The sequence below is a fragment of the Streptomyces sp. NPDC006487 genome, from assembly GCF_042870555.1.
Classification (GTDB): domain Bacteria; phylum Actinomycetota; class Actinomycetes; order Streptomycetales; family Streptomycetaceae; genus Streptomyces.
The window spans coordinates 95032-116350 of sequence record NZ_JBIAHN010000022.1 but is presented as its reverse complement, the minus strand read 5'-3'; the positions used below and the strand labels follow the sequence as shown (position 1 = coordinate 116350).

The 21319-nt window shown below is 68.8% G+C and carries 15 protein-coding genes and 1 pseudogene; 13 read left to right on the top strand and 3 right to left on the bottom strand.

Annotated features, from left to right (window positions below; all coding sequences use genetic code 11):
• Positions 1-655 precede the first annotated feature (655 nt).
• From ACFYM0_RS33320 to ACFYM0_RS33285, 8 genes are all read left to right on the top strand, one after another.
• The gene (locus ACFYM0_RS33320; RefSeq protein ID WP_388508049.1) at positions 656-2542 is read left to right on the top strand and encodes an amidohydrolase; all 1887 of its coding nucleotides are present in this window, start codon (positions 656-658) and stop codon (positions 2540-2542) included.
• Between the two features lie 100 nt (positions 2543-2642).
• Positions 2643-3305, top strand: coding sequence for a hydrolase (locus ACFYM0_RS33315; RefSeq protein WP_388508046.1), 663 nt, complete (start codon positions 2643-2645; stop codon positions 3303-3305).
• 48 nt (positions 3306-3353) lie between these two features.
• A complete protein-coding gene (locus ACFYM0_RS33310; protein ID WP_388508043.1) occupies positions 3354-3878 on the top strand; it encodes a DoxX family protein in 525 nt (174 codons plus the stop codon).
• A complete protein-coding gene (locus ACFYM0_RS33305) occupies positions 3859-4590 on the top strand; it encodes a YoaK family protein (RefSeq protein ID WP_388508040.1) in 732 nt (243 codons plus the stop codon). Before ACFYM0_RS33310 ends, ACFYM0_RS33305 begins: the two co-directional genes overlap by 20 nt.
• A gap of 93 nt (positions 4591-4683) precedes the next feature.
• Positions 4684-5607: a pirin family protein gene (locus ACFYM0_RS33300; protein WP_388508037.1), complete on the top strand. Its 924-nt coding sequence runs from the start codon at positions 4684-4686 to the stop codon at positions 5605-5607.
• A 673-nt stretch (positions 5608-6280) separates the two neighbouring features.
• Positions 6281-7054, top strand: a complete 774-nt coding sequence (locus ACFYM0_RS33295; RefSeq protein WP_388508035.1) for a type 1 glutamine amidotransferase domain-containing protein — start codon at positions 6281-6283, stop codon at positions 7052-7054.
• A gap of 361 nt (positions 7055-7415) precedes the next feature.
• Positions 7416-8372, top strand: a complete 957-nt coding sequence (locus tag ACFYM0_RS33290) for a hypothetical protein (protein ID WP_388508032.1) — start codon at positions 7416-7418, stop codon at positions 8370-8372.
• A 425-nt stretch (positions 8373-8797) separates the two neighbouring features.
• Positions 8798-10459, top strand: a complete 1662-nt coding sequence (locus tag ACFYM0_RS33285; protein ID WP_388508030.1) for an FG-GAP-like repeat-containing protein — start codon at positions 8798-8800, stop codon at positions 10457-10459.
• Between the two features lie 1054 nt (positions 10460-11513).
• Here ACFYM0_RS33285 and ACFYM0_RS33280 read toward each other — a convergent pair.
• Positions 11514-12374: an MBL fold metallo-hydrolase gene (locus ACFYM0_RS33280; RefSeq protein WP_388508027.1), complete on the bottom strand. Its 861-nt coding sequence runs from the start codon at positions 12372-12374 to the stop codon at positions 11514-11516.
• A gap of 543 nt (positions 12375-12917) precedes the next feature.
• On the opposite strand from ACFYM0_RS33280, the gene ACFYM0_RS33275 reads away from it, so the two are divergent.
• From ACFYM0_RS33275 to ACFYM0_RS33265, 3 genes are all read left to right on the top strand, one after another.
• Positions 12918-14222, top strand: a complete 1305-nt coding sequence (locus ACFYM0_RS33275) for a sensor histidine kinase (RefSeq protein WP_388508024.1) — start codon at positions 12918-12920, stop codon at positions 14220-14222.
• 1764 nt (positions 14223-15986) lie between these two features.
• The gene (locus ACFYM0_RS33270) at positions 15987-16703 is read left to right on the top strand and encodes a hypothetical protein (RefSeq protein ID WP_388508021.1); all 717 of its coding nucleotides are present in this window, start codon (positions 15987-15989) and stop codon (positions 16701-16703) included.
• Positions 16703-17509: a hypothetical protein gene (locus ACFYM0_RS33265; RefSeq protein ID WP_388508018.1), complete on the top strand. Its 807-nt coding sequence runs from the start codon at positions 16703-16705 to the stop codon at positions 17507-17509. Before ACFYM0_RS33270 ends, ACFYM0_RS33265 begins: the two co-directional genes overlap by 1 nt.
• Here the strand turns inward: ACFYM0_RS33265 and ACFYM0_RS33260 are convergent.
• Positions 17477-17758: a hypothetical protein gene (locus ACFYM0_RS33260; protein WP_388508015.1), complete on the bottom strand. Its 282-nt coding sequence runs from the start codon at positions 17756-17758 to the stop codon at positions 17477-17479. The genes ACFYM0_RS33265 and ACFYM0_RS33260 overlap by 33 nt on opposite strands.
• 237 nt (positions 17759-17995) lie before the next feature.
• Here ACFYM0_RS33260 and ACFYM0_RS33255 point away from each other — a divergent pair, with 237 nt between their 5' ends.
• Together ACFYM0_RS33255 and ACFYM0_RS33250 are read left to right on the top strand one after the other, a co-directional pair.
• Complete coding sequence (locus ACFYM0_RS33255; protein ID WP_388508012.1) at positions 17996-18418, top strand: hypothetical protein; 423 nt, start codon at positions 17996-17998, stop codon at positions 18416-18418.
• 260 nt (positions 18419-18678) lie between these two features.
• A pseudogene (locus tag ACFYM0_RS33250) lies at positions 18679-18783 on the top strand (ABC transporter ATP-binding protein); the annotation flags it as partial.
• 442 nt (positions 18784-19225) lie between these two features.
• On the opposite strand, the gene ACFYM0_RS33245 reads toward ACFYM0_RS33250, so the two are convergent.
• The gene (locus ACFYM0_RS33245; protein WP_388508009.1) at positions 19226-21313 is read right to left on the bottom strand and encodes an N-acetylmuramoyl-L-alanine amidase; all 2088 of its coding nucleotides are present in this window, start codon (positions 21311-21313) and stop codon (positions 19226-19228) included.
• Positions 21314-21319 lie beyond the last annotated feature (6 nt).

Genomic DNA, 21319 nt, shown 5'->3' with positions numbered 1-21319 from the left:
CGTCGACCTCCAAGCCGTCTGCCGGGGCGGTCAGACCTTCCCGCAGGCCATTCGATCCACGAACAGTCGGAGCCAGGTGGCACCCTTGGCCGGCATCGGTGGCGCGGCCGCTTTCAACGGCCCCGACAACGACCCCAAGGCGTCCCTCACAGGCCTGCCCGACAGGTCCGCCGAGGCGATCGCCCTCGACAGTGACGACACCCTCTGGACCACCTCGTGCCAGACCAACGGGCAGTGGCAGGCGTGGCAGCAGTCGGCCGGCCCGTGCGGCCAGGGCCGGCCGGCGCCGACCGCCCTGGCGGGCCCCGCTGAGGGGCGCGCGCCACGTCGTCCGCCCCCACCCGTGCCGCGGGTCCGCAGGAGCATCCTCCGGTCGGTGGACCGGCAGGGGCCCCACCCCCGCAGGGTCCCGGCTCTGTGGAACCCCTGCCCGGCGTGCCGCGGATCATCGGCCGGTTCATCGACGGCCGGTGGAGCTCCGAGGCGGACCTACGCCAAGAGGATGCCGCATTGTCGTCAAGTTGATCCTTCAACGAGTGGATGTGGGCGGGCGCACGGTGCTGCTTTCGTGTCCTTGCCGCTTCCGAGTCGCTCGTCCGGCCGTCCCAGTGGCGCCGGGCCGAGCGCTCGGGCCCATGTCACAGGAGGATTTCGGATGGTCTCCACGATGCCGGTCGGGGGGCTGGTGCCCACCGCCACCCCCGACGCTGCGGACCTCGTCGTCCGCAACGCGAAGATCCACACGGGAGACAGGTCCCGCCCCGCCGCCCAGGCGATCGCCGTCCGGGACGGCCGTGTCCTGGCCGTCGGCGACGACCAGGACACCGCCCCCCACATCGGCCCCGCGACGCGGGTGGTCGACGCGCTCGGCCGCCGGATCGTGCCCGGGCTCAACGACTCCCATCTGCACGTCATCCGCGGCGGCCTCAACTATGTGCTGGAGCTGCGCTGGGACGGCGTGCGCAGCCTGCACGAGGGCCTGGCGATGCTGCGCGAGCAGGCCGCCCGGACACCCAAGGGCCAGTGGGTGCGCGTGGTGGGCGGCTGGTCGGCCGAGCAGTTCGTCGAACGCCGGCTGCCCACCGTCTCCGAGCTCAACGCGGCCGCCCCGGACACGCCGGTCTTCGTCCTGCACCTGTACCAGTCGGCGATCCTCAACCGGGCCGCCCTGAAGGCCGCCGGCTTCACCCGGGACACCCCCGATCCACGGGGCGGCCAGATCGTCCGGGGCCGGGACGGCGGGCCGACCGGCATGCTCCTCGCGGCGCCCAGCGCCCTGATCCTGTACTCGACACTCGCCAAGGCCCCGGTCCTCGGCGACGAGGACAAGAAGACCTCCACCCGCCACTTCCTGCGGGAGCTCAACCGCTTCGGGCTCACCTCGGCCATCGACGCGGCCGGCGGTTTCCAGAACTTCCCCGAGAACTACGCCACCGTCGTCGAGCTCGCTAAGGCGGGCCGGCTGTCGCTGCGCATCGCCTACCACCTCTTCCCGCAGACCGCGGGGCAGGAGCTCGCCGACCTCACCCGCTGGATCGCCACGGCCCGTCCCGAGGAGGGCGACGAGTGGCTGCGGCTCAACGGCGCCGGGGAGAATCTGACCTGGGCCGCGGCGGACTTCGAGAACTTCAGCCAGCCCCGCCCCGAGCTCGCCGCGGACTACGAGGCCGAGTTCGAGAAGGCCGTCCGCCTCCTCATGGAGAACGGCTGGGGCTTCCGGCTGCACGCCACCTACGACGAGACCATCCGCCGAGACCTCACCGTTTTCGAACGGCTCGCCGCCGAGGGACTGTTCCCGGCCGGCAACCGCTGGCTGTTCGACCACGCCGAAACCGTCACCGAGGACAGCCTGGACCGGATCGCAGCGCTCGGCGGCGCCCTGTCGGTGCAGAACCGGCTGTCCTTCCAGGGCGGGGCCTTCGTGCGCCGCTACGGCATCGGCGCCGCCGCCGACGCACCCCCGCTGAGGGCCATGCTCGAACGCGGCTTGACCGTCGGCGCCGGGACCGACGCCACCCGCGTCTCCAGCTACAACCCCTGGGTCGCCCTGCACTGGCTGGTCTCCGGCCGTACCGTCGGCGACCTCATCGTCCGCTCGCCGGCCAACCGGGTCGACCGGTGCACCGCCCTCGCCATGTTCACCGCGGCGGGTGCGGAACTCACCGGCGAGCAGGACGTGAAGGGCGTCCTGGCCCCCGGCTACCTCGGCGACTTCGCCGTCCTGTCCGAGGACTTCTTCACCGTTCCCGAACCCGTGATCCCGCACATCGAGTCCCTCCTGACGGTCGTGGGCGGTCGCATCGTCTACGCCGCCGGCGAGTACGAGGGTCTCGACGAGGAACTCCCGCCGGTGAGTCCGTCCTGGAGCCCGGTCGCGCGCTTCGGCGGCTACCAGGCCTCCGGGCCCGGCCGGGGCGTACGCCAGGCCCAACTGATCGGCGAGGCAGCCGGCGAGTCCGGCGAACACCTCCAATGGCGGGTCCGCCGAGGCCTCGCGCCGCAGCGCGGGGACACCGTCGTCGATCCCTGCGTCTCCTTCTGAACCTTTACCGATGCGCCGGTCCGCCGGTCCGCCGGTCCGTCGGCCACCGAACCACCATCACCGATCCACCGTTGATCCACCACGAAAGGCAGTACTCCCCATGTTCGACACCACCCAGGTCACCGCGACCCCCAGCGCCGACCTGCTCACCCCCGACAACTGCGTGGTCCTCTTCGTGGACCACCAGCCGCAGATGTTCTTCGGTGCCGGCAGCGGCGACCGCACGGCGACCATGAATGCCACCGTGGGCCTGGCCAAGGCCGCCCGCGTCTTCGACGTACCGGTCGTCCTCAGCACCGTGGCCGCCGAGTCCTTCTCCGGCCCGATCATGCCGCAGCTCGCCGACGTCTACCCCGACCTCAAGATCATCGACCGCACCACGATGAACGCCTGGGAGGACGAGAGCTTCGTCGAGGCGGTGAAGGCGACCGGCCGCACCAAGCTCGTCATCGCCGGCCTGTGGACCGAGATCTGCGTGGCCCTGCCCACCCTCTCCGCCATCGCCCAGGGCTACGAGGTCTACGTGGTGGCGGACGCGTCCGCCGGCGTCACCCCGGAGGCGCACGAGCACGCCATGCAGCGCATGGTCCAGGCCGGCGCGGTCCCGATGACCTGGGTCCAGGTGCTCCTGGAACTCCAGCGCGACTGGGCGCGTGGCGAGACGTACGTCGCCACCACCGACCTGGTCAAGGAGCACGCCGGCGCCTACGGCCTCGGCGTCGTGTACGCCCAGGCCGTCATCGGCGCCCACGCCGCCGGCTGACCCGGCAGACGACGAAGAAGCAGAAGCAACAGGAACGGCAGGAACACCATGGACACCGGGCTATTCATCCTCCGGCTCGTGACGGGACTTCTCATCGCCGGGCACGGAGTGCAGAAGGTCAGCTTCCGGCTCGGAGGCGCCGGCCTGGCCGGGGGCACCGAGGAGTTCCGGCGGGACGGGTTCCGCGGCGGCCGGCTGACCGCGCTCGCCGCGGGCATCGGCCAGATCGGCTCCGGCCTGTTCCTGGTGGCCGGGCTGCTCACCCCCCTGGCGGCGATGGCCGCCGCGGGGGTGATGACGGTGGCCACCACCGTCAAGTGGCGCCACGGGCTGTGGGTGCAGAACGACGGGTACGAGTACCCGCTGTTCCTGGTCGTCGTGGCGGGAGCGCTCGCGTTCACCGGCCCCGGCAGCGCATCCGCGGACCAGGTGCTCGGACTGGATCCGTGGCCCACCTGGGTCTCGGCCACCGCCTTCGTCGTCGGTCCCGTCAGCGGCCTGCTCGTGAGGGTCCTGCTGCACCGCAACTCCTTCGCGGAAGGAGCATCCGGCGGTGCGCGCTCTGCTGCGTGACGCGGTCCGCACGCTGGTCCCCCCGAAGGGGGACCAGCACGGCCCGCTGCCGCCCGTGATGCTCGCACTCACCGTCGTCACGGGCCTGGTGGACGCGGTGAGCTATCTGGGACTTGGGCACGTCTTCGTCGCCAACATGACGGGCAACGTGGTGTTCCTCGGCTTCGCCCTGGCGGACGCCCAGGATTTGTCGGCACTCGCCTCCGTCGTCTCGGTGGCCGCCTTCCTCACCGGTGCACTGGCCGGCGGACGCTTCAGCGTGCGGTTCGCCCCGCACCGGGGGCAGCTGCTGGCCTCGGCCATGACCGTACAGGCCGCGCTGTTCGCCGGCGCCCTCGTCACCACCCTGGCGGGCCACGACGAGGTGAGCACCGCCGTCCAGTACACCTTGATCGTGCTCCTCGGCCTCGCCATGGGACTCCAGAACGCGGTCGCCCGACGGCTCGGCGTCCCCGACCTCACGACGACCGTGCTCACCCTCACCCTGACCGGGCTCGCCGCCGACTCCGGCCCCGCCGGCGGCACGGCGCCGAGGCCCGGCCGACGGATCCTGTCCGTACTTGCGATGCTCCTGGGCGCACTCGCCGGAGCCCTGCTCCTGAAGATCGGGCTCTCCCTCGTCCTGGGAGTGGCGTTGGCCCTACTGGCCGTCGGTGCGGTGGTGCTGTGGCGGCTCTCGACACCGGGTGCGCCATGGGCCGCCACGCGATGAGCCGGAAAGTGCGGACGGGCGGCCGTGCACCGGCATGACGATCACCCCACCGTGGTCGGGAACGGATCCACACGGTGGAGGGAAGGACCGGAAATGGGTGACGCCGAGGTCGACGTCCTCAGCGCCCGGGACGTCCCGCTGGGCGGACTGCGTGGCATGAGGGTGCGGCGCACGCTGCCGCAGCGGGCGCGCGCGCTCATCGGGGCCTGGTGCTTCGCCGACCACTACGGCCCCGACCTCGTCGCCGACACCGGCGGCATGGACGTCGCCCCCCACCCGCACACCGGATTGCAGACCGTCAGCTGGCTGTTCAGCGGCGAGATCGAGCACCGCGACAGCCTGGGCACCCATGCCCTCGTGCGGCCCGGCGAGCTCAACCTCATGACCGGCGGCCACGGGATCTGCCATTCGGAGGTCTCCACTGATGCCACGACCGTGCTGCACGGCGTCCAGCTCTGGGTGGCCCTCCCTTCCGCACACCGCCACGCCCCCCGAGCCTTCCAGCACCACGCCCCCGAGCCCCGCCGTATAGAGGGGGCCGAACTGCGGGTCTTCCTGGGCACCCTCGCCGGGGCGACCTCCCCCGTGCACACCTTCACTCCACTCCTGGGTGCCGAGATCCTGCTCGACGCCCGAGCCACCGTCACCCTTGACACCGACCCGGCCTTCGAGCACGGCCTGCTCGTCGACGAAGGCGACGTCCGGCTCGAGGGCACCCTCCTGCGCCCCGCCGAACTCGGCTACGCCGCCGCCGGACGCGCCGGCGTCACCCTCGCCAACGAGTCCGACCGCCCGGCACGCGCGGTCCTCCTGGGCGGCCCGCCCTTCGAGGAGGCGATCGTGATGTGGTGGAACTTCATCGGCCGCAGCCACCAGGACATCGTCGAGGCGCGGCAGGCGTGGGCGCAGGCATCCGAGCGCTTCGGCCGTGTCGAGGGCTACCCCGGCGATCGGCTGCCTGCCCCGAACCTGCCCAACGCCGTCCTCTCCCCCCGCCGGAACCCAGCCCCCCGCTGACCTCCCACCGAGAGGCCGGCCATGAGCGAGCAGACGACCACGGCCTTCGTCGTCCGTCGCGTCGAGGACCGCCGGCGCTACGAGATCCTCGTCGACGGGGAGCGGGCCGGCCCGGCCTCGTACCGAGATCGCGACGACCAACGGGTCTTCTTCCACACCGAGGTCCACACAGGCCGGGGGCTCGCCGCGGTCCTCGTGAAGCAGGCGTACCGCCGGCTGCGGGGTGCCGACCGCCGGCTCCCGCCGCCCCGCCCGCGTGCCGGGTGCGGTACCCGCCCGATGGCATGCCCTCCCACCGTGCGAAGGCGCGGACGAGGGGGTCGCACTGCCCGGTCCCACCGCGGCGGCCACCCGATCCAGAGGCAGGGACGTCGTCTCCAACAGGGCCCTGGCCCGTCCGCGACGCGCCGCGTCGAGGAGCTCGCGCCACGAGGTGCCGTCGTCGGCCAAGCATCCTCGCCCATCAACGTCCCGCCCTGTCCCTGGAGTCAAGGAGTTGGCCTCCCCGGTCAATGCCGGCGCGGCAGGAGCCCCGTAGGGTCGGCTCACCGGCCCCGGGCACAGAGCCGCCTCCCGTCGCTCCTCCGGTGCCCGGGGTCGACCGGCCCGGGTCTTGGCCCGCCCCGCCCGTCACTTGGCCTCCCGCCGTGTCCGTCCACCTCCAGGAGCACGTGTGATCCTCTTCCTGCTGCCCGCGTCCGACTACGACCCCACGGAAGCGGCGGTCCCCTGGGCTGCGCTGCGGCAGGCGGGCTACGACGTGCGGTTCGCCACTCCGGAGGGGCGGGTAGCCCTGGCAGACCCGAGGCTCACGGACAAAGGGTTTTCGTGGCTCTCTCCGTGGCTGATGACCCGGCGCGCCGAGCTGGCCGCGTACCGGCGCCTCACCGAGGATCCCCACTTCCGTTCTCCCGTGCCGTACGCCGAGGTCGACACGACCGTGGTGGCCGGGCTCTTCGTTCCCGGTGGCCATGCCCACGGCATGCGCACCATGCTGGAGGACCCCGTCGCACAGGGGTTGTTCGCGAACGTGTTCACCCGGGGCCTGCCGGTGGGTGCGGTGTGCCACGGCGTGCTCCTGGCGGCGCGCGCGAAGGACGCCGCCACCGGACGCTCGGTGCTCTACGGCCGCCGTACCACGGCCCTCACCACGCTGCTGGAACTGACCGGCTGGAACCTCACCCGCCTGTGGCTGGGGCGGTACTACCGCACCTATTCGACCACGGTCCAGGAAGAGGTCACCGCGGCCCTCGCCGAACCGGGGCACTTCCTCGCCGGTCCCCGCCTGCCGGTGCGCGACAACGCCCGGCGGCCGGGCCGCGGGTTCACGGTGCGGGACGGCAACTACGTCTCCGCGCGGTGGCCGGGGGACTGCCACCGCCTGGCGGCGGACTACCTGGACATGGTCCGCTCCCACGGCGCCGATGTGGCGGACAGAGCCGGCTGAAGCGGATTTCGGCGGGGTACTAGTACTCAAGGCGGGGCTTCCGGCCTATTCAAGGCCCGGATCGGGGCCTGCATTCTCAATCTGGGTCGTCGCAGCCGCCCTTGGCACAGATTTCGATTCCGGTGGATCCACAGCCACCTGAAGCCAAGGGTCCGGCATGTGAAAACGCCCAGGAATGAGAAACGAAGCAGGCCCCTCTGATCATCCTGGAGCATCGTTGAACCGCAAGATCGCTGTCTCGGCACTGGCCGCGCTGGCCGTCGTCTCGACCTCCGCAGTCGCACAAGCTGCTGACTCCGCCCCGCCCCGCTTTTGCCACTACAACGGCGCCCTCGCGTGTGCCGCGAATTTCCGCGAACTCGTGAAGATCGCAACGTTCGGAACGGTGCAGGACGCGCCGCTGACGCCGCCCAGCGGACAGGCCGCACTTGACACCCTGCGCAAGCGCATGGAGCAGGCCAATCCGTACCTCTCGTCCATGCACTTCTCCAACCCCGACTGGTCGGGGAGCGTGCTTTCGATAGCCGCGAACGGCTGCAAGGGCGGCATGACGCGGCCGGCCATCATGAACATCAACCGCATCGACGCCAGTTTCGACAACCGCGTCAACTCCGAGATCGGCATGAACGGCTGCCAGGTCAGCCCGGCGGAGCACCCCGACCGCACCGGGTACATCGGTCACGCCCGGCCGATCGGCTGGCACAACCCCGGCACCGCTCTGTACAACCAGATCACCTCGATCTCCTACTACCCGACCCCCACGGTGGCCGAGGCCGCGAAGGCGTGCAAGGAAGGAGCCGCGAAGTGCACCCTCAACGGTACGACGAGTTCCGCGATCGTCCCCGGTGAGAGCAAGGCCGTGGCCTTCAGCACCAACTGCACGACCGTGGTCCAGAACAGGGCCCTGTGGTGGGAGACGAGCGTGGCCAACGAGGAGTCGATGGAGACCGAGTACGGGCAGAAGCTCACCATCGGTCTTGAGTTCGGAGACCTCAAGACCGGCATCGAGGCGTCCTTCGCGCAGAGGTACGGGCACTCCACCACGAACACCACGACCTTCAAGCAGCAGGACACGGTGAACATCCCCCCGAAGACCCGGAGCATCCTTTACAAGACCCCGGTCTTCGAAGTGCTTTCGGGCACGGCCACGGCGCAGATGAACGACGGTGGGGCGGTCGTGAACCTGCCGTGGAGCGTCAAGCAGGCCGTCGCCGACGGATCCGACGGTCTGACGTGGGACGAGATCCCCCTCACGGCGGCCCAGCTCGCAGACCCGGCCCTGTGTCCGTTCTCGGGCGGCGTCACCCGGTCGCTCTGACCCGGCCGGCCCGAACAGGCCGAACGGCGTGGACCGCGTCGTAAGGAGGGCGACCCCATCGCCACACCTGCGGCGCGGTCTGACGGGCCCCCGGCGGGAGCGCGGCGGGCCGGCAGGAGCCGATCCTGTTGGTGGAGCGGTCGGACCCGGAGCGTCCTGAATGCTTCGGTCCGACCGGGAAACCTGTCCCGCTCAGCTGGGCGGGTGAACGGGGCGGCGCCACGGAGTCCGGCGCACGGCCCCGGACCACACGGGTGTTCCGATGGGAGCTCTCTTCCCGCCTGCCGCCTCCTTGTTCTGTTCTGTCCCGTTCCGACCTCAGTGCTGGGCGACGGCATGCGGTCAGGGGGCCGCCCTCGCCGTACGAGGAACTGATGCAACGTCGGACCAGGTCCAGGCTGATCGCAGTCGCTCTGTCCCTGCTGGTGGCCGTCGGTGCCCCGGCGGCACCTTCCGCCGTGGCGGACGGCCCTCCGTCCCCCGCGGCGGAAGGCCGGGCAACGCCCGGCCGGGCCGCCGACACCGTGCTCCCCGGCACGGCACCGCCCCTGCGCTTCGTCAGTTACAACATCTGCGGCAACAGCTGTGGCTCGGCCTCCTACGACAACCAGCGCCGCATCAACTCGATCGTGGCCCAGGCCGGTGTCACCACGTGGAATGCCGATCAGATCTTCCTTCAGGAAGTGTGCCGGCCTCAGTACGACGCCGTCCTCGCCAGGCTCCGCACACTCGGCTATCGCGGGCTGTACAGCCGGACGGTCCTGGGCCGGCCCGGCATCTGCGGCAACGCCGATTACGGCAACGCCGTCTTCGTCAAGGGAACGGTGCAGGAGAGCCTGGACCTGGATCTGACGGTCGGCGGGGAGAAGGAGCCGATCCGGGTCCCCTGTGTAAAGAGCACCATCCAGTACCGGACCAGCTGGGCCTGCTCGGTTCATCTGTACTGGGACGACGGCACGCTGGCCGTCCCCGAGGCAGACCGCCTGGCGGCGCGTGCGCGAAGCTGGGAGGAGCAGGGCATCCCGGTGGTCCTGGCAGGCGACTTCAACCACTCCCCACGCAGCTCCACACTCACCAGGTTCTACGACCGCGCCATGGCAGACGGCGCGATGGGGGAATTCATCGAGGCTGATCAGTCCGACGCGGAATTCTTCGACCCGACGGCCTGCACCCCCGGGGTCACCCGTGCGTGCCGCTCAGGGGAGGCCACGGTGCCCCTGCTGGGCAAGAAGCTCGACTACGTCTTCCTCAGCGCCGGCGACTTCACCTCCCCCGCCGCCGACGTACGGCCCCTGGATCCCCTGGTCTCCGACCACCGCATGCTGCGCTCCGCCGCCGCCTGGACCGACTGCGGACCTTACGATCCGCGCCGGGCCGCGTACTTCCGACGCGATGCAGCCGGGGCACTCTTCCGGATCACGGGCAGCGGCAATGGTGCGTTCACCGGCGCGTGCAAGGTGGGTACGGGCTGGATGATCATGCGGCACGTGGTCCGCCAGCCGACTACAAATGCACTTCTGGCCATCGATACCGACGGTGGCCTGTGGCGCTACGCGCCGGATGCCACGGGCGCGTACTCAGGCGCCACTCGCACGCGCGCAGGCACCGGCTGGCAGGCGTACGACGCGGTGCTGGCACCCGGTGACACCACTGGAGACGGCCGGTCCGACCTGCTTGCACGTGACACCGCGGGCAGTCTGTGGCTCGCGGCCGGCAGAGAGGACGGAACCTACCCGGCGCCGGTTCGCATCGGCACCGGATGGCAGACCTACAGCGCGTTGGTCGCGCCCGGCGACTTTTCAGGTGACGGTCGGCCCGACCTCCTGGCCAGGGACCGCAACGGCGTGCTGTGGCTATTCCGGGGGGACGGCAGGGGCGGGTTCGCCCCGCGTGCTCGGATCGGCAACGGCTGGAACATCTACGATGCCCTCGTGGCACCCGGCGATGTCAATGGGGATGGTGTGCCCGAGCTGCTGGCCCGCGACGGATCCGGGGTGCTGTGGCTCTACCGGGGCGAAGGGTCCGGCTCGTACCGACCCCGGACGAGGGTCGATGCCGGCTACCCGACCGGCGAACTGCTCTTCTGACATCCTCCGCGACCGCGTGCCCCCTGTTCTTTGTGAGGGGGTGTGGTCGAGGGTGACGTTTCCGCCTTCTTTGTGGACGTCAGCGGGGGTGTAGGCCGCGACATTGCCTGTGACACGGAAGTCGTTGAGCGTTGCGTCACCCTGGTTGTGAATGCCGGCGCCGGGGCTTGCCCATCGGACTGCTTCGAGAAGAAGAGCTCGCACAGGCGGTCCAAGACCTCCAGGCGCGCCTCGCAGGCAATGTCGGTCGGCACCGCGAAGCCTGCCATCCCGTGCAGGGCGGCGAGTTCGGTGGGCGACAACGGTTCCTCGGAGCAGGAGGCGACCGCCGCGACAATCGAGTCCCGCTCGGTGTGGAGGAGGACATTGCACATCCATACGGCCAACCGGTGCAGGTCCGGGTAGGGGTAACAAGCACAGAGCAGACGAGTCGAATGAGCGCTCTCGATCGCGCGCCGCGTACCGGTGCTCAGGGCCCAGAAGTCGACGGGGTACCCGGCATGGCAGGCATTGACCATCTCCGTGGCCGGCTCGTCCTTCAAGTACCGCAGCAAGGCGGAGAGTCCCCGGCTCCTCACGGCGGGGTGGCACCCCGGAGCGAAATAGAAATCGGGAAAGCGCTCTTGCTGACAGGTGTCGAACTGCACGTCATTGCTCCGAGTCGACTGCCGATACGCCCCGCGCGGGGTGGGTGACGGTCCTGTCGGCCGCGAGCAGGGTAGAGAACGGGGCATCCCGCGGCGGCTCTGACGTGACGCCAGTGATCGCTTCGGGCCGGACAGGAACGAACTCTGTGGTCAGCCGCACCCACCCCTGGCCAACGCGCCCTTTTCCGCCACGCTATCCGGGCTTGCACGGCGGGGGCGAGGGCAAGGCGAGAGTGTGCCCGATCGGCCTAGACCCATCCAGGGCCACAGACGGGGGCGGTGCCGTGGTCCGGGGCGGGGTGGGATGGTCTTCGGGTTGTCGGTGTGGGGAAGGCTCATGCTCGAGCGGGGCGTCGTTGTCTGCTACGAGACGGTCCGGCACTGGTGTCTGAAGCCGCAGCTCAGCCTCAGTCCCGGTACACGATGATGAAGGCCCCGCGGGGATGGGAACCAGGCTGTCCCGCCGTCTCCGCGAGGGCGCGGCGCAGGGCGTGCAGGTGGGTGGTGGCCAGCTGGAGCGGAGGCTCGTCCGGCTGGTGGGTGGTACCCCGCGGGTAGTCGGTGTCCGGCTGCGTGGTCATCTCGATGTGGCAGCCGAGGACATGGGTGATCGGGCGGGTCGCGCAGAAGTCCACGAGCCGGTCCACCGTGGCGGCGTACGCCGCCCGGTCCTCCACGTAGAGCCGCCCGGGGTAGAGCGAGTCGCCGGTCAGCAGCAGGCCCGTGTGCCGGTCGTGGAAGACCAGAGCAGCGGCCTGATGGCCGGGTCCGGGGATGAGGTCGACGACACGTCCGCCCAGGTCGACCTCGGCGGTCCGGTGCGGCCAGTCGGCGAGTCCGAATTGGGCCGTGACCTCGTTCAGCCCCGGGCCGACGATCGTGGTTTGCGGCCTGTCGACGAACTGCCCGTCGCCCGCGATGTGATCGCCGTGCCCATGGGTGTGAGCGACCATCAGCCCGTACCGTGCGCGGGGGTTGCGGCCCAGCCAGTCCTCGATCAGTCCGTCGACGGTCGCACGCAGCGGGAAGTGGGCGGAGTCGGCGGTGGCACCGGTGTCGATCAGGAGTGCCCGCTCGTTCCCGAAGAGGAGGAAGACGAACGGCGCCTCGTAGTGAACCGACTTGTTCTGGCGCAGGATCACCGTGTTCTCGGTGTACGCGTGGACCTGGATCTCAGGGGCAGGATCGTGCTTGGGGGAGGGCCAGCCCGCGTGCCACACGGCGTCCAGGCTGCCGGGTACCGGGGCGCCGAGGAGGAAATCGATCACGAACCCAACCTATCGTCCCCGTCCTCGACCTTGCCGACGCAGGGCTAGGGCAGGGTACGGAGGGGCTCAAGGACCGTCCCCCCGACTTGAGGTACCGTCAAGAATAAAATGACCATCATAGTCGCGGGGCTCTGGAAGTGCAACGCTCCTCCATGTGACGCCTCCCGCAAGAGCGTTCGGCCGTCGCGTGAACGGGCCCTGCCCTACCCAGGCAGGGCCCTCATGTCCGCGGCCCCTCGATCGGTCCGACAAGACTGTCTGCTCCGACCCGCCCCACGGACACCCCGCACGGCCCGTTGGCTGTAGGAGCGTCAACGCCCACGCGCAGAACCCCGACACCGACGAAGATCCCAGCCATCAGTCAGCGGCGGGACGAAGCGGGGTGAACCCACCACTCGTGCACGGGCCGTCATCCCCTCACGGATCCAGGCAGGTTCGAAAGAAACCCGCGTATGACACGGGCACGAGCCCTGTCCGTCGGCGATCTCTCGGGAATACTGCATTCGGTGCAGGCGCCGGCAGCGGGACACACGGGAGCGGCCGATGGAAACCATTACGCGGCTAGGCGGGGATCTCCGGTCGGCATTGAGGCGGCTAGCCTCGGACCGGTACGAAGATTTCGATGAAATGCCCCCCGACGGACAGGATGCGCTCACCCATGTCTTTGCCGTCTACCAGGGGAAGGCTTTGCGCCTTCAGGCCATCCTGCGCCTAGTGCTGTCACTTGCGGCAGCTATCGAAGTCTACTTCTACCCGCACGAGCTAAATGATATCTTGACCCTTCTGATTATTTGCTTGTATGTGGCATACTCCGCCGTACTTCTCGTTCTCATCTGGCGTGACGTGCCTCTCCGGGCTGTGGAATGGTCGGTCCCTTTCGTGGATCTCCCCGTCCGAGCCCTCTTGCTGAGCATTTCAGGTGCATACAGTGACCCCGAATGGTCGAACCCGTTCACCTCCGGCTGGCTATTGATGATCGTCATCATCTCGGCCTTTCAGCTGCGGCCCATCGTCACCGCCACCACGGCGTGCATCGCTGTCGTATTCTATTTCTCCGCCTCCCTTGTAGGGCACCTTCACGCCGCACCGAACCTCGGGTTGACCGTTGGAAATACGATCACCATCGCCCTCGTCAGCGTGAGTTCAGTGCTTATCTCCCACATCCAACAGTCCCGTGCACGGAGCATCTCCCGGCTCGCCCATCGGCGCGCTTCAATGCTCGCGACCACCATGTCCCTTGTTGACCGCGACCGCAGGGACCTCGCCGAAGCTCTACACGACGGTCCTCTGCAGAGCGTGCTGTCGGCTCGCCTGGATATTGACGAAGTCGCTCAGTACCGGCAGCACAACGCGCTCGAGCGGGCCGACGTGGCGCTACAGGATGCTGCGCGACAGCTCCGTTCCTCAGTCACCGAGCTACATCCGTCGGTATTGGAGACGGCCGGGCTTCAGCAGGCACTGCGGGATCTTGCCCAAAATTGCGCGCAACGGGGGAAGTTCACCGTCGATGTCACATGCGAAACGGATTCGGCCGGCCATGACGCCGACCGACTGCTCTACAGCTGTTCCCGGGAACTCCTGACGAACATCGTCAAACACGCCGGGGCGTCGCATGTCACCGTATATTTCGGAATCGTGGGAAAAGAAGCGGCTCTCAGCGTAGCCGACAACGGTGCAGGGCTCCCCGCCGAAGTCTTGCACGAGCGATTGTCGCAGGGGCACATCGGCCTGGCGGCGCAGCGCCTGCGATTGGAGGAGGCGGGCGGCTCCCTGACGATCCAGGGGAATGTTCCGACCGGCACGATCATCCAAGTCCGTGTTCCCGTACGCACCTTGGCGGGCGGTTGAGCGCCCCGTACGGTCGGACCGCCGACGGCGGTGCTGTCACGTTGTCCGGTGGGGGTGAGTGGTCTTCGGGTTGTCTGTCTGGGGAGGCAGCCCGTCGTGCCGTCGTACGCGAATCGCCGCCACCCGGTCGAGATCATTTCGCACCGCGTGATCGCCTCCTGCGAGACGGGCCGGTATTGGTGTCTGAAGTTCGGTCAGACCTGCGCGAACGCGCTGAGCCGGCGGCGACGTCCTCGAGTTGCCCTTGCCTCGAAGGATGGGCAGGCAATCGAGTGAAACCATCGTGAATTCGATGTTCTAGTCCTGTAAGCGCGTTGACCACCTGGAGAGTGCAGCACCTCTTCGACCGAAGAGCCACGAGGGCGACTTGACGGCCGGAGGGACAGGCTCGTACCGCATCGAGGTCAGCAACCCTGATCCGTTGGAGAACAAGCCGACCTTCTGTCTCGGGGATGTGTCGCCGGCGAACGTCCGTGCTACGAGCATCGTAGAAAACGGTCCGTTCGAGTGTCAGATCTTCGAGCCCGGAGCCCAGGTGGGCTGTCTGAACGGAGTCGTTCTGGCCCCCGGCCAGACGGAACTGCTCGTCATCGACGTGGTCATCGATGCCAACGCTCCTTGCGGGACCGTCAACAACCGGGTCGCGGTGCAGGACACACTTCCAGGACAGGGGAACCCCAACCTCGACGTCGTAGCAGAAGACCCCACGAACATCATCGGCTGCCGGACCGACACAGGCCTGCCGACAGTCGCGAAGACGCACACACCGACGCAGTCCGCGCCGGGCGGAACCGGGTCGTTCCAGGTCTCCACCAGCAACAACGGCACGAACGCAACTCCGCCCCTGCACATGACGGACAACCTCCCAACAAGGATCACGGCCTCCGCCAGCGCGCAGGTACAGGGCCCCTTCACCTGCACGGTGGCGGGTGATCAGGCTTCGGTCACCTGCGACAACGCTGGCGGTTGCGGCCCGGCGAATCGGCGACGATCACTGTTCCAGTGGGCATCACGAATGACATCCCGTGCTCGCGCGTCACCAACACGGTGCGCGTGTCCGGGACAACGCCCGGGCAGCCGCCGTTCACCGTCGTGGCCGATGACCCCACGACAGTCAACGGCACCGGCACCGGATGCAGCAGCGGCGGTAGCTCGAGGAACGGCAAGGTTCCGGGACCGTCGGCACGGACGTCGGACGGGGCGAGGTCGACGTGCCGCGGGACCGGGAAGGAGCCTCCGCCAACCGGCCCATCTATGTGGCGTTGAACGCGGTCAGGAACCGCGGCGCCCCGCCGACGCTGCGGAATCCTTTGACCGCGCGTTCGCGCCGCCGGGAGGCATGTGGGAGTTCTCCGTCGACGTCGGCAGCCCACCACAAGTTCCTCCGCGCCCTGTTGATCGCGAGGTATGCCTCGTCCAAGTGCTGCTTGTCGCCGGGCTGCGGACGCCGCCGGTGCAGCGCGTTCGCGTATGTCTGACCGAACTTCAGACACCAACACCGGACCGTCTCGTAGGAGACAGCCACATCCCCTGCTCCAGCATCAGCTCCTCCACCTCACGGAAGCCCAGGGGAAGCGGAAGTACAGCCACACAGACCTGACCCTTCAGGAAAGCGCGAGGCTAGCCGCGCCCCGCCCGTACCGCGGCGGGCGGCGTCGCCGTGTCCGCAAGACTGGCCGGGCGGACGGACACAAGCCCGCCCGCTGCGGGGAGACTGGCCGAGGGGGAGACGATGCAACCGACGAGAGATGGACCCGTTTACGCATGAGCATCCAAGGATCTTCCTATGGCGACCTCTTCCAGCAGCTGGACGAGGATCCGGTCCTCCGCCCCGCGCTGATGGCCGAGCTGGTCACCATGCGCGGGGTGCCCAATGAGGCGGAGGTCTCGCAGCTGACCTCCCTCGCACCGTCCCTACACGTCCAGTTTGCGAGGCTGTGCACGGACCTCGCTGCCGACTACGGTGAGGCCGCCCTGCAGGAACTGTGGTGGATCGTGCAAGCCCGACCCTGCCAGGCCGGTTTTGAAGTGACGCAGGGCGAGAACTGTTTCGTCTCTCCGGACCGCCTGAGGCCGTCCGGGACGTGGACGCCTCTGCCCCCGCACCTGGCCCTGAGCGGGGGAGAGGGCCTGCATGAGCCGGCCTCTACCTGGGGCAAGAGCCAGTACCAGGCAGCGGTACAAGCGGTCTTTCTCGCCGCGGTCGCGGAGATCGAGGAAACCGGCCCGCCCCTCGGCACGGCCGATCGCGCCCTCCTCGCCCGGGAGGCCGGCGACGGCGTCCCGAAGGACGGCCTCGGCTGGTCCGACGCCGCGTTCACGGCGCTCCGGGAGGACCTGGTCTGCGGCCACGACGCCCGATACCTCTCCGAGCCTGACACGCACGCCGAAGTGACCGACGCGATCGAATCCCTCAAGAAGACGCTGAGCACCCGCATTGCTTTCCTCAAGAGCAATCTCCACACGATAGGCAAGCACTGATGGGCAACAACCAGAGCGGTTCGGGCACCAGCATGCGTGAACGCGTGACCAGGCTCGACGAGCGGCAGCGTGCGGGCTTCATCACAGCCGAGCAGGCGGAGAGAGAGTTCGCCAAGATCATGGAAGACGAGCAGAACAACCGTCTCTTCCACGACCCTGACGGCGGCAGAGACCTCACCACCCGCTTCGGGGAGGTCCGGGACCTCTTCTCCGATGTCCTCTCCCTCGAAACCTCGTACAACGCCAAGATCCGCAGCCAGGAGGCGCAGTACGAGGCCCGGATGCAGGACGTGGATCCGGCACGGGTAACGAGCGACCTGGGCGGATGGGCTGAACGAACCGAGAAGGTTCCCGGGAACGTGGCAACGGTTTTCGACGCACTCAAGGCCCACCGCACCACGCTCGACCTCCCCAAGGGATACCGGGGCGGCTGCTACGCCTCCACCTACGCACTTGTGGAGACTCTGAACGGCCGACCGACGCGGCCCTCCTTCGGCAAGGAGACTCCGGTCAAGGAGTTCGGCCCCGAGTCCCGCACCAAACGTCTCGGGGACCCGCTGCTGAAAGACGTCTCCCTCAAGGAAGTCCTGCTCCTGGTCCGCCACGCCCCGATGGGCTCCGTCTACGAGCTCCGCGGCGGGGACGACGACAGCGGCCACGTGATCGTTGCCATCGCCCCCAAGTCCTTCCTCGACCCCGAGAACGGCGTCACCGGCACCCAAGCCATCGAAGTCCTGAAACAACTCGGCAAGACGAAGTACAGCATCTGGTACTCAGGAAAACTCGCCGAAGACCTGGACCTGTGACCGCCCGACGGCATCGGCATTCATGCTCAAGCGGTGGATCATCATGGCCGGAGCTGTCTTCACCCCGCTCGGGGCGATCGGTCTGACACCGTTGCTTTCCCACCCGATCATCGCCCTCGCCGGCAAGCCGCTGGCCGGTATCCGTCCGGTGACCGGATCGCTGGCCTGCGGCAATGCCGCACAGAACCTACGGCGCGCCGGAGCCACCGTCCCTGCCGTCAGCTTCAGCATCACCAACGTCAGCGGCATGGCCGTCTTCGCCGCATCCCTCCAGCACGACATCGACCGCAAGGCAGCTGGCCCTGTTCCTTGCTGCGGCCGCCCTGGACGGACTCGCCTCTGTCGCCCCGCCCCTGGCAGCGATCTTCCCGCGCTTGTCCTGCGGGTACCGGTCTTCGGCGTTCGGGCACAGCACCTCGCGGCCCGTGCGCCGGATCGCCTTCGATCCACCCCTGGCGTTGTCACCAGCCGATCACCTTGCGGGCGATGGACAGCTCCCGGTTGGCGGTGTCAGCGTCCATCTCGTCCGCCCGGGCCGCTTCCTACCCGTACCACTCCGTGCAGGGCACCGTCGGGGTGTGGAGCAGCTACCCGCTGCGTGGTGCGCGGCCGGTCATGATCATGCCGTGGGTCCGGGCCATGCGGGCCACCGTCGATACCCCCCAAGGCCCCCTGGCCCTCTACACCGCGCACCTCGCCTCGGTCCGCGTCCAACCCGTGTCCGGCTTCGGCACCGAACGGCGCAACGACGGGGCACGAAAGCTCGCGGAGGCAGTGCGGGACGAGCAGCTGCCACGGGTCATGGTCGTCGGCGACCTCAACGTCAAGGGCGTCATCCCCATCTCGGCCTGGACCCTGCCGCGCACCGGCAGCGACCACCTGCCGGTCGCGGCGTCGGTGCGGCTGTGAGCGGCAGCTGCTCCGGAGAGCCTGGCTGACCCGGCTGCTTCGTGCTAGCCGCACCAAACAGCCACCGTCGGTGCCAGTGGGACGCACACCTGCGGCGCAGCAGCCCCGTAGGGAACGACCTTCAGGTGACACCGTGCCAGAGCACGACCCCGCCCCTGCCGCACGCCCGGGGCAGCCGGCCGAGAGGCCGGGGGCGCCGAGCCGGTGCACGTGCTGTTGGAGGAGGACGACGAGGTTATCCGCCGGTCTGTCGGCCTGGCTCCAGCAGCGAGGTCCTGTCTTCCCTCGCGGCCTCGGTACGGGAGCTGGCTCAGACGGTGGTCATGGTCACGCACGATCTGGTCGCCGCGTGTGACGTCGACCGACCAGGCCGTCTGACGCGCCCAGCCCGTACGCGCCGATGCAGAGCATTCCGCATGTTCTGCACCGCCCTTCGCACCGTACTTGCCGATAAGGCCCTCCTTGCCCTGACGGCCCTTTCGTCTTCTGGGCGCCGCGTTCGTCTCGGGAATCCTCGTCTTCGGTGACACCGCCGTCCACGCCGAACGCGCCGCCGCGGACAGGAGCTCAATCCCGATGGGGGTGAGTGTCAGTCGCAGGCCGCGGCGGGACACAGGGTCTGGTTCGCGCGTGCGCCCAAGCCTCGCTGAGCCCGGGCCGCAGGCGGCCGCTCCCGGGGGCGAGGCCGGCGTCGGAAATCCCGCACTGCTGGGTCGATGGGCCCGGGAACCGTGCGGTCACCAGCGAACGCAGGCAAGCAGGCACCTGCTCCTGATTACTGTCGGCCCCCTTCGAGGAGCCCGGTCATCACCATCCCCCGCATCCGCTGAAGTGCGCCGTCGCGCTGACGCTGGAGCACAGGGAAGCGGCAGGTGAGAACCGGAAGTCCGACATCCCCCAGGCCTTCGGTGCCAGGAGCCTTGCCCCTTCTTCGCCGCCTTGCCCGTGCAGGGGCAAGGTGTCTTTGTGGTTGACGAGGGCGAGGCGGTGGTTGTACTGGATCACGTCATAGGTGTCGCGGCCGGTGACGACGGTTTCGGGGCGGGTGGGGGTGGCTTTGAAGAAGTCGTCGGTGTGCTGCGGAGGCGCGGTGGCGACGTAGGCCTGGCCCTGCGGGAAGGTGTAGATGCCGAGGGGCGTCTGGGCGGAGGGGGACAGGCCGCTGGGGTACTCATCAGGCTGGGGGTAGGCAGTTGAGTACAGAGGTACGGTTGCCGGTCCTGTTCTGGGGCGGATGATGCGTGCGTGCAGTGCCGGCTTGGTGTTGTGACCGTGGGGGTTGTGGAACCAGGCCTTCTTTCCGGTGTACCAGATCGCCGTCCACTCTCCCTTCTGGTCTGCGACGACGAACTGCTGGCCTGCGACGACGGTGTTGCCCCAGTCGTCGATCCTGTCGCTGCCCGGTGAGCCGTCGGAGTGGATCGCGGGATCGGCGAACAAGGGCGCATCGTGGCGTGGTGCGGTGCGCATGAAGAGGAAGTTCGATGGCTCGGTCTGCGCGGTGCATCCGGTTCCCGCGCCGCCGCCAGCCGTTGAGCGGCCTGCGCCGCCGGCCGCGGGCATGGTGCTGCACACCTCGACGGTCTGGATGTTGTGACGGAATCCCGGGGCGATGGTCACTGCCTGGCCGGTGCGAACCATGCCGTGGCGGTGCTCACCCTCATGCCCGCCCTCCTTGCCGCGTGAGGCGAGAAGGATCATGAACTTCTTCCAGTCCCAGTAGGGGCCGGGGTCCCAGTGGGCTCCTGGGATACCCGCCGCCTTTGCGGTGAGGACGTTGTCGTGGCCGATGATGTGCTGCCGGTCCAGCGGCACGTCGAACTCCGCCGCCAGGTAGCGTACGAGCTTGGCTGTGGATTCGTAGGTGGCGGGGGTGAACCAGGCGGCACCCTGCGCGGCGAAGCCTTCGTGCTCGATGCCGACGGCGTGCATGTTGACCCAGTAGTTGCCCGCGTGGAAGGCGATGTCCTTGTTCGCAACCATCTGGGTGGTCTCGCTGCCGTCTGACTTCATGACGTAGTGGGCGGACACCCCGCTGGAGGGGTTCTGGAACGTGCTGATGCCGGCCTGGTAGCTGCCCTCGATGTCATGGATGACGATGGTGTTGATCTTGATTTTGTTTCCGGGCCGCGAGGCGACCTGGTAGTTGTTCGCGGCTGCCGGGACGAACCGGCAGTTCAGGGACTGCGGGCATTCGGCCTGCGCGGGCAGCGGGACCCCGCGGCGCAGGCGTAGCTTCGGTAGCTGGCCCTTGTCGGGCGTGACCGCGGGGTCGGCCGTCAGCACGATGTGCTGGCCGTCCTTGCGGGTGTGCCCCAGCCCAGTGCGGATGGAGGTGTAGACGGCGTCGGCGTAGGCGGTCGCGTTTGCCTGGTCGCCGGCCTGGCTGTAACGAGCGACGGCCGTGTACCACCGGCCGGGCTCTTTGGAACGTGTGCCCGATACGTCCTTCTGGTAGGAGGCCAGGAGGGCCGCGCCGGCCCGGATGTTCTCCTTCTCGTCCGTCCGGACTCTGTCGGGGCGGACGTGGATCAGCTCTGCCGCAGTATTCAGCGTGTGCTCGGAGGGGTCCTCGGTGCCCGTCGAGTCGACGGGCCCCTCACCGGCGCGGTTGGCGTAGGCCTTGCCCGCCGTCGTGTCGGTCAGGTGCATCGGCCCGTAGCCGCCCAGCGTGCTGGGCCGGCCCCCGTTCCCCTCCCACCAGGAAGCCTGGTAGCTGACGCCGAGCAGCACTTCCTCCGGTACCTGGAACTCGAGGGCGGCATCCGCCACGACCCGCTGGAAATCCGCCACCTCGCCGGGCGCCGCCTGCGCGCTGCCGGACGCACCGGCCAGCAGGATCGCGACACCGGCATTCACGCCGGCCAGGACGCGAAAAGATCTGTATGTGACCACGAACCG

What these genes read in the sequence shown, in the direction of transcription:
- ACFYM0_RS33320 (WP_388508049.1), top strand. Translation starts at nt 656, where the DNA reads ATGGTCTCCACGATGCCGGTCGGGGGGCTGGTGCCCACCGCCACCCCC.
- ACFYM0_RS33315 (WP_388508046.1), top strand. Translation starts at nt 2,643, where the DNA reads ATGTTCGACACCACCCAGGTCACCGCGACCCCCAGCGCCGACCTGCTC.
- ACFYM0_RS33310 (WP_388508043.1), top strand. Translation starts at nt 3,354, where the DNA reads ATGGACACCGGGCTATTCATCCTCCGGCTCGTGACGGGACTTCTCATC.
- ACFYM0_RS33300 (WP_388508037.1), top strand. Translation starts at nt 4,684, where the DNA reads ATGGGTGACGCCGAGGTCGACGTCCTCAGCGCCCGGGACGTCCCGCTG.
- ACFYM0_RS33275 (WP_388508024.1), top strand. Translation starts at nt 12,918, where the DNA reads ATGGAAACCATTACGCGGCTAGGCGGGGATCTCCGGTCGGCATTGAGG.
- ACFYM0_RS33270 (WP_388508021.1), top strand. Translation starts at nt 15,987, where the DNA reads ATGAGCATCCAAGGATCTTCCTATGGCGACCTCTTCCAGCAGCTGGAC.
- ACFYM0_RS33265 (WP_388508018.1), top strand. Translation starts at nt 16,703, where the DNA reads ATGGGCAACAACCAGAGCGGTTCGGGCACCAGCATGCGTGAACGCGTG.
- ACFYM0_RS33260 (WP_388508015.1), bottom strand. Translation starts at nt 17,758, where the DNA reads ATGCCGCTGACGTTGGTGATGCTGAAGCTGACGGCAGGGACGGTGGCT.
- ACFYM0_RS33255 (WP_388508012.1), top strand. Translation starts at nt 17,996, where the DNA reads ATGGACAGCTCCCGGTTGGCGGTGTCAGCGTCCATCTCGTCCGCCCGG.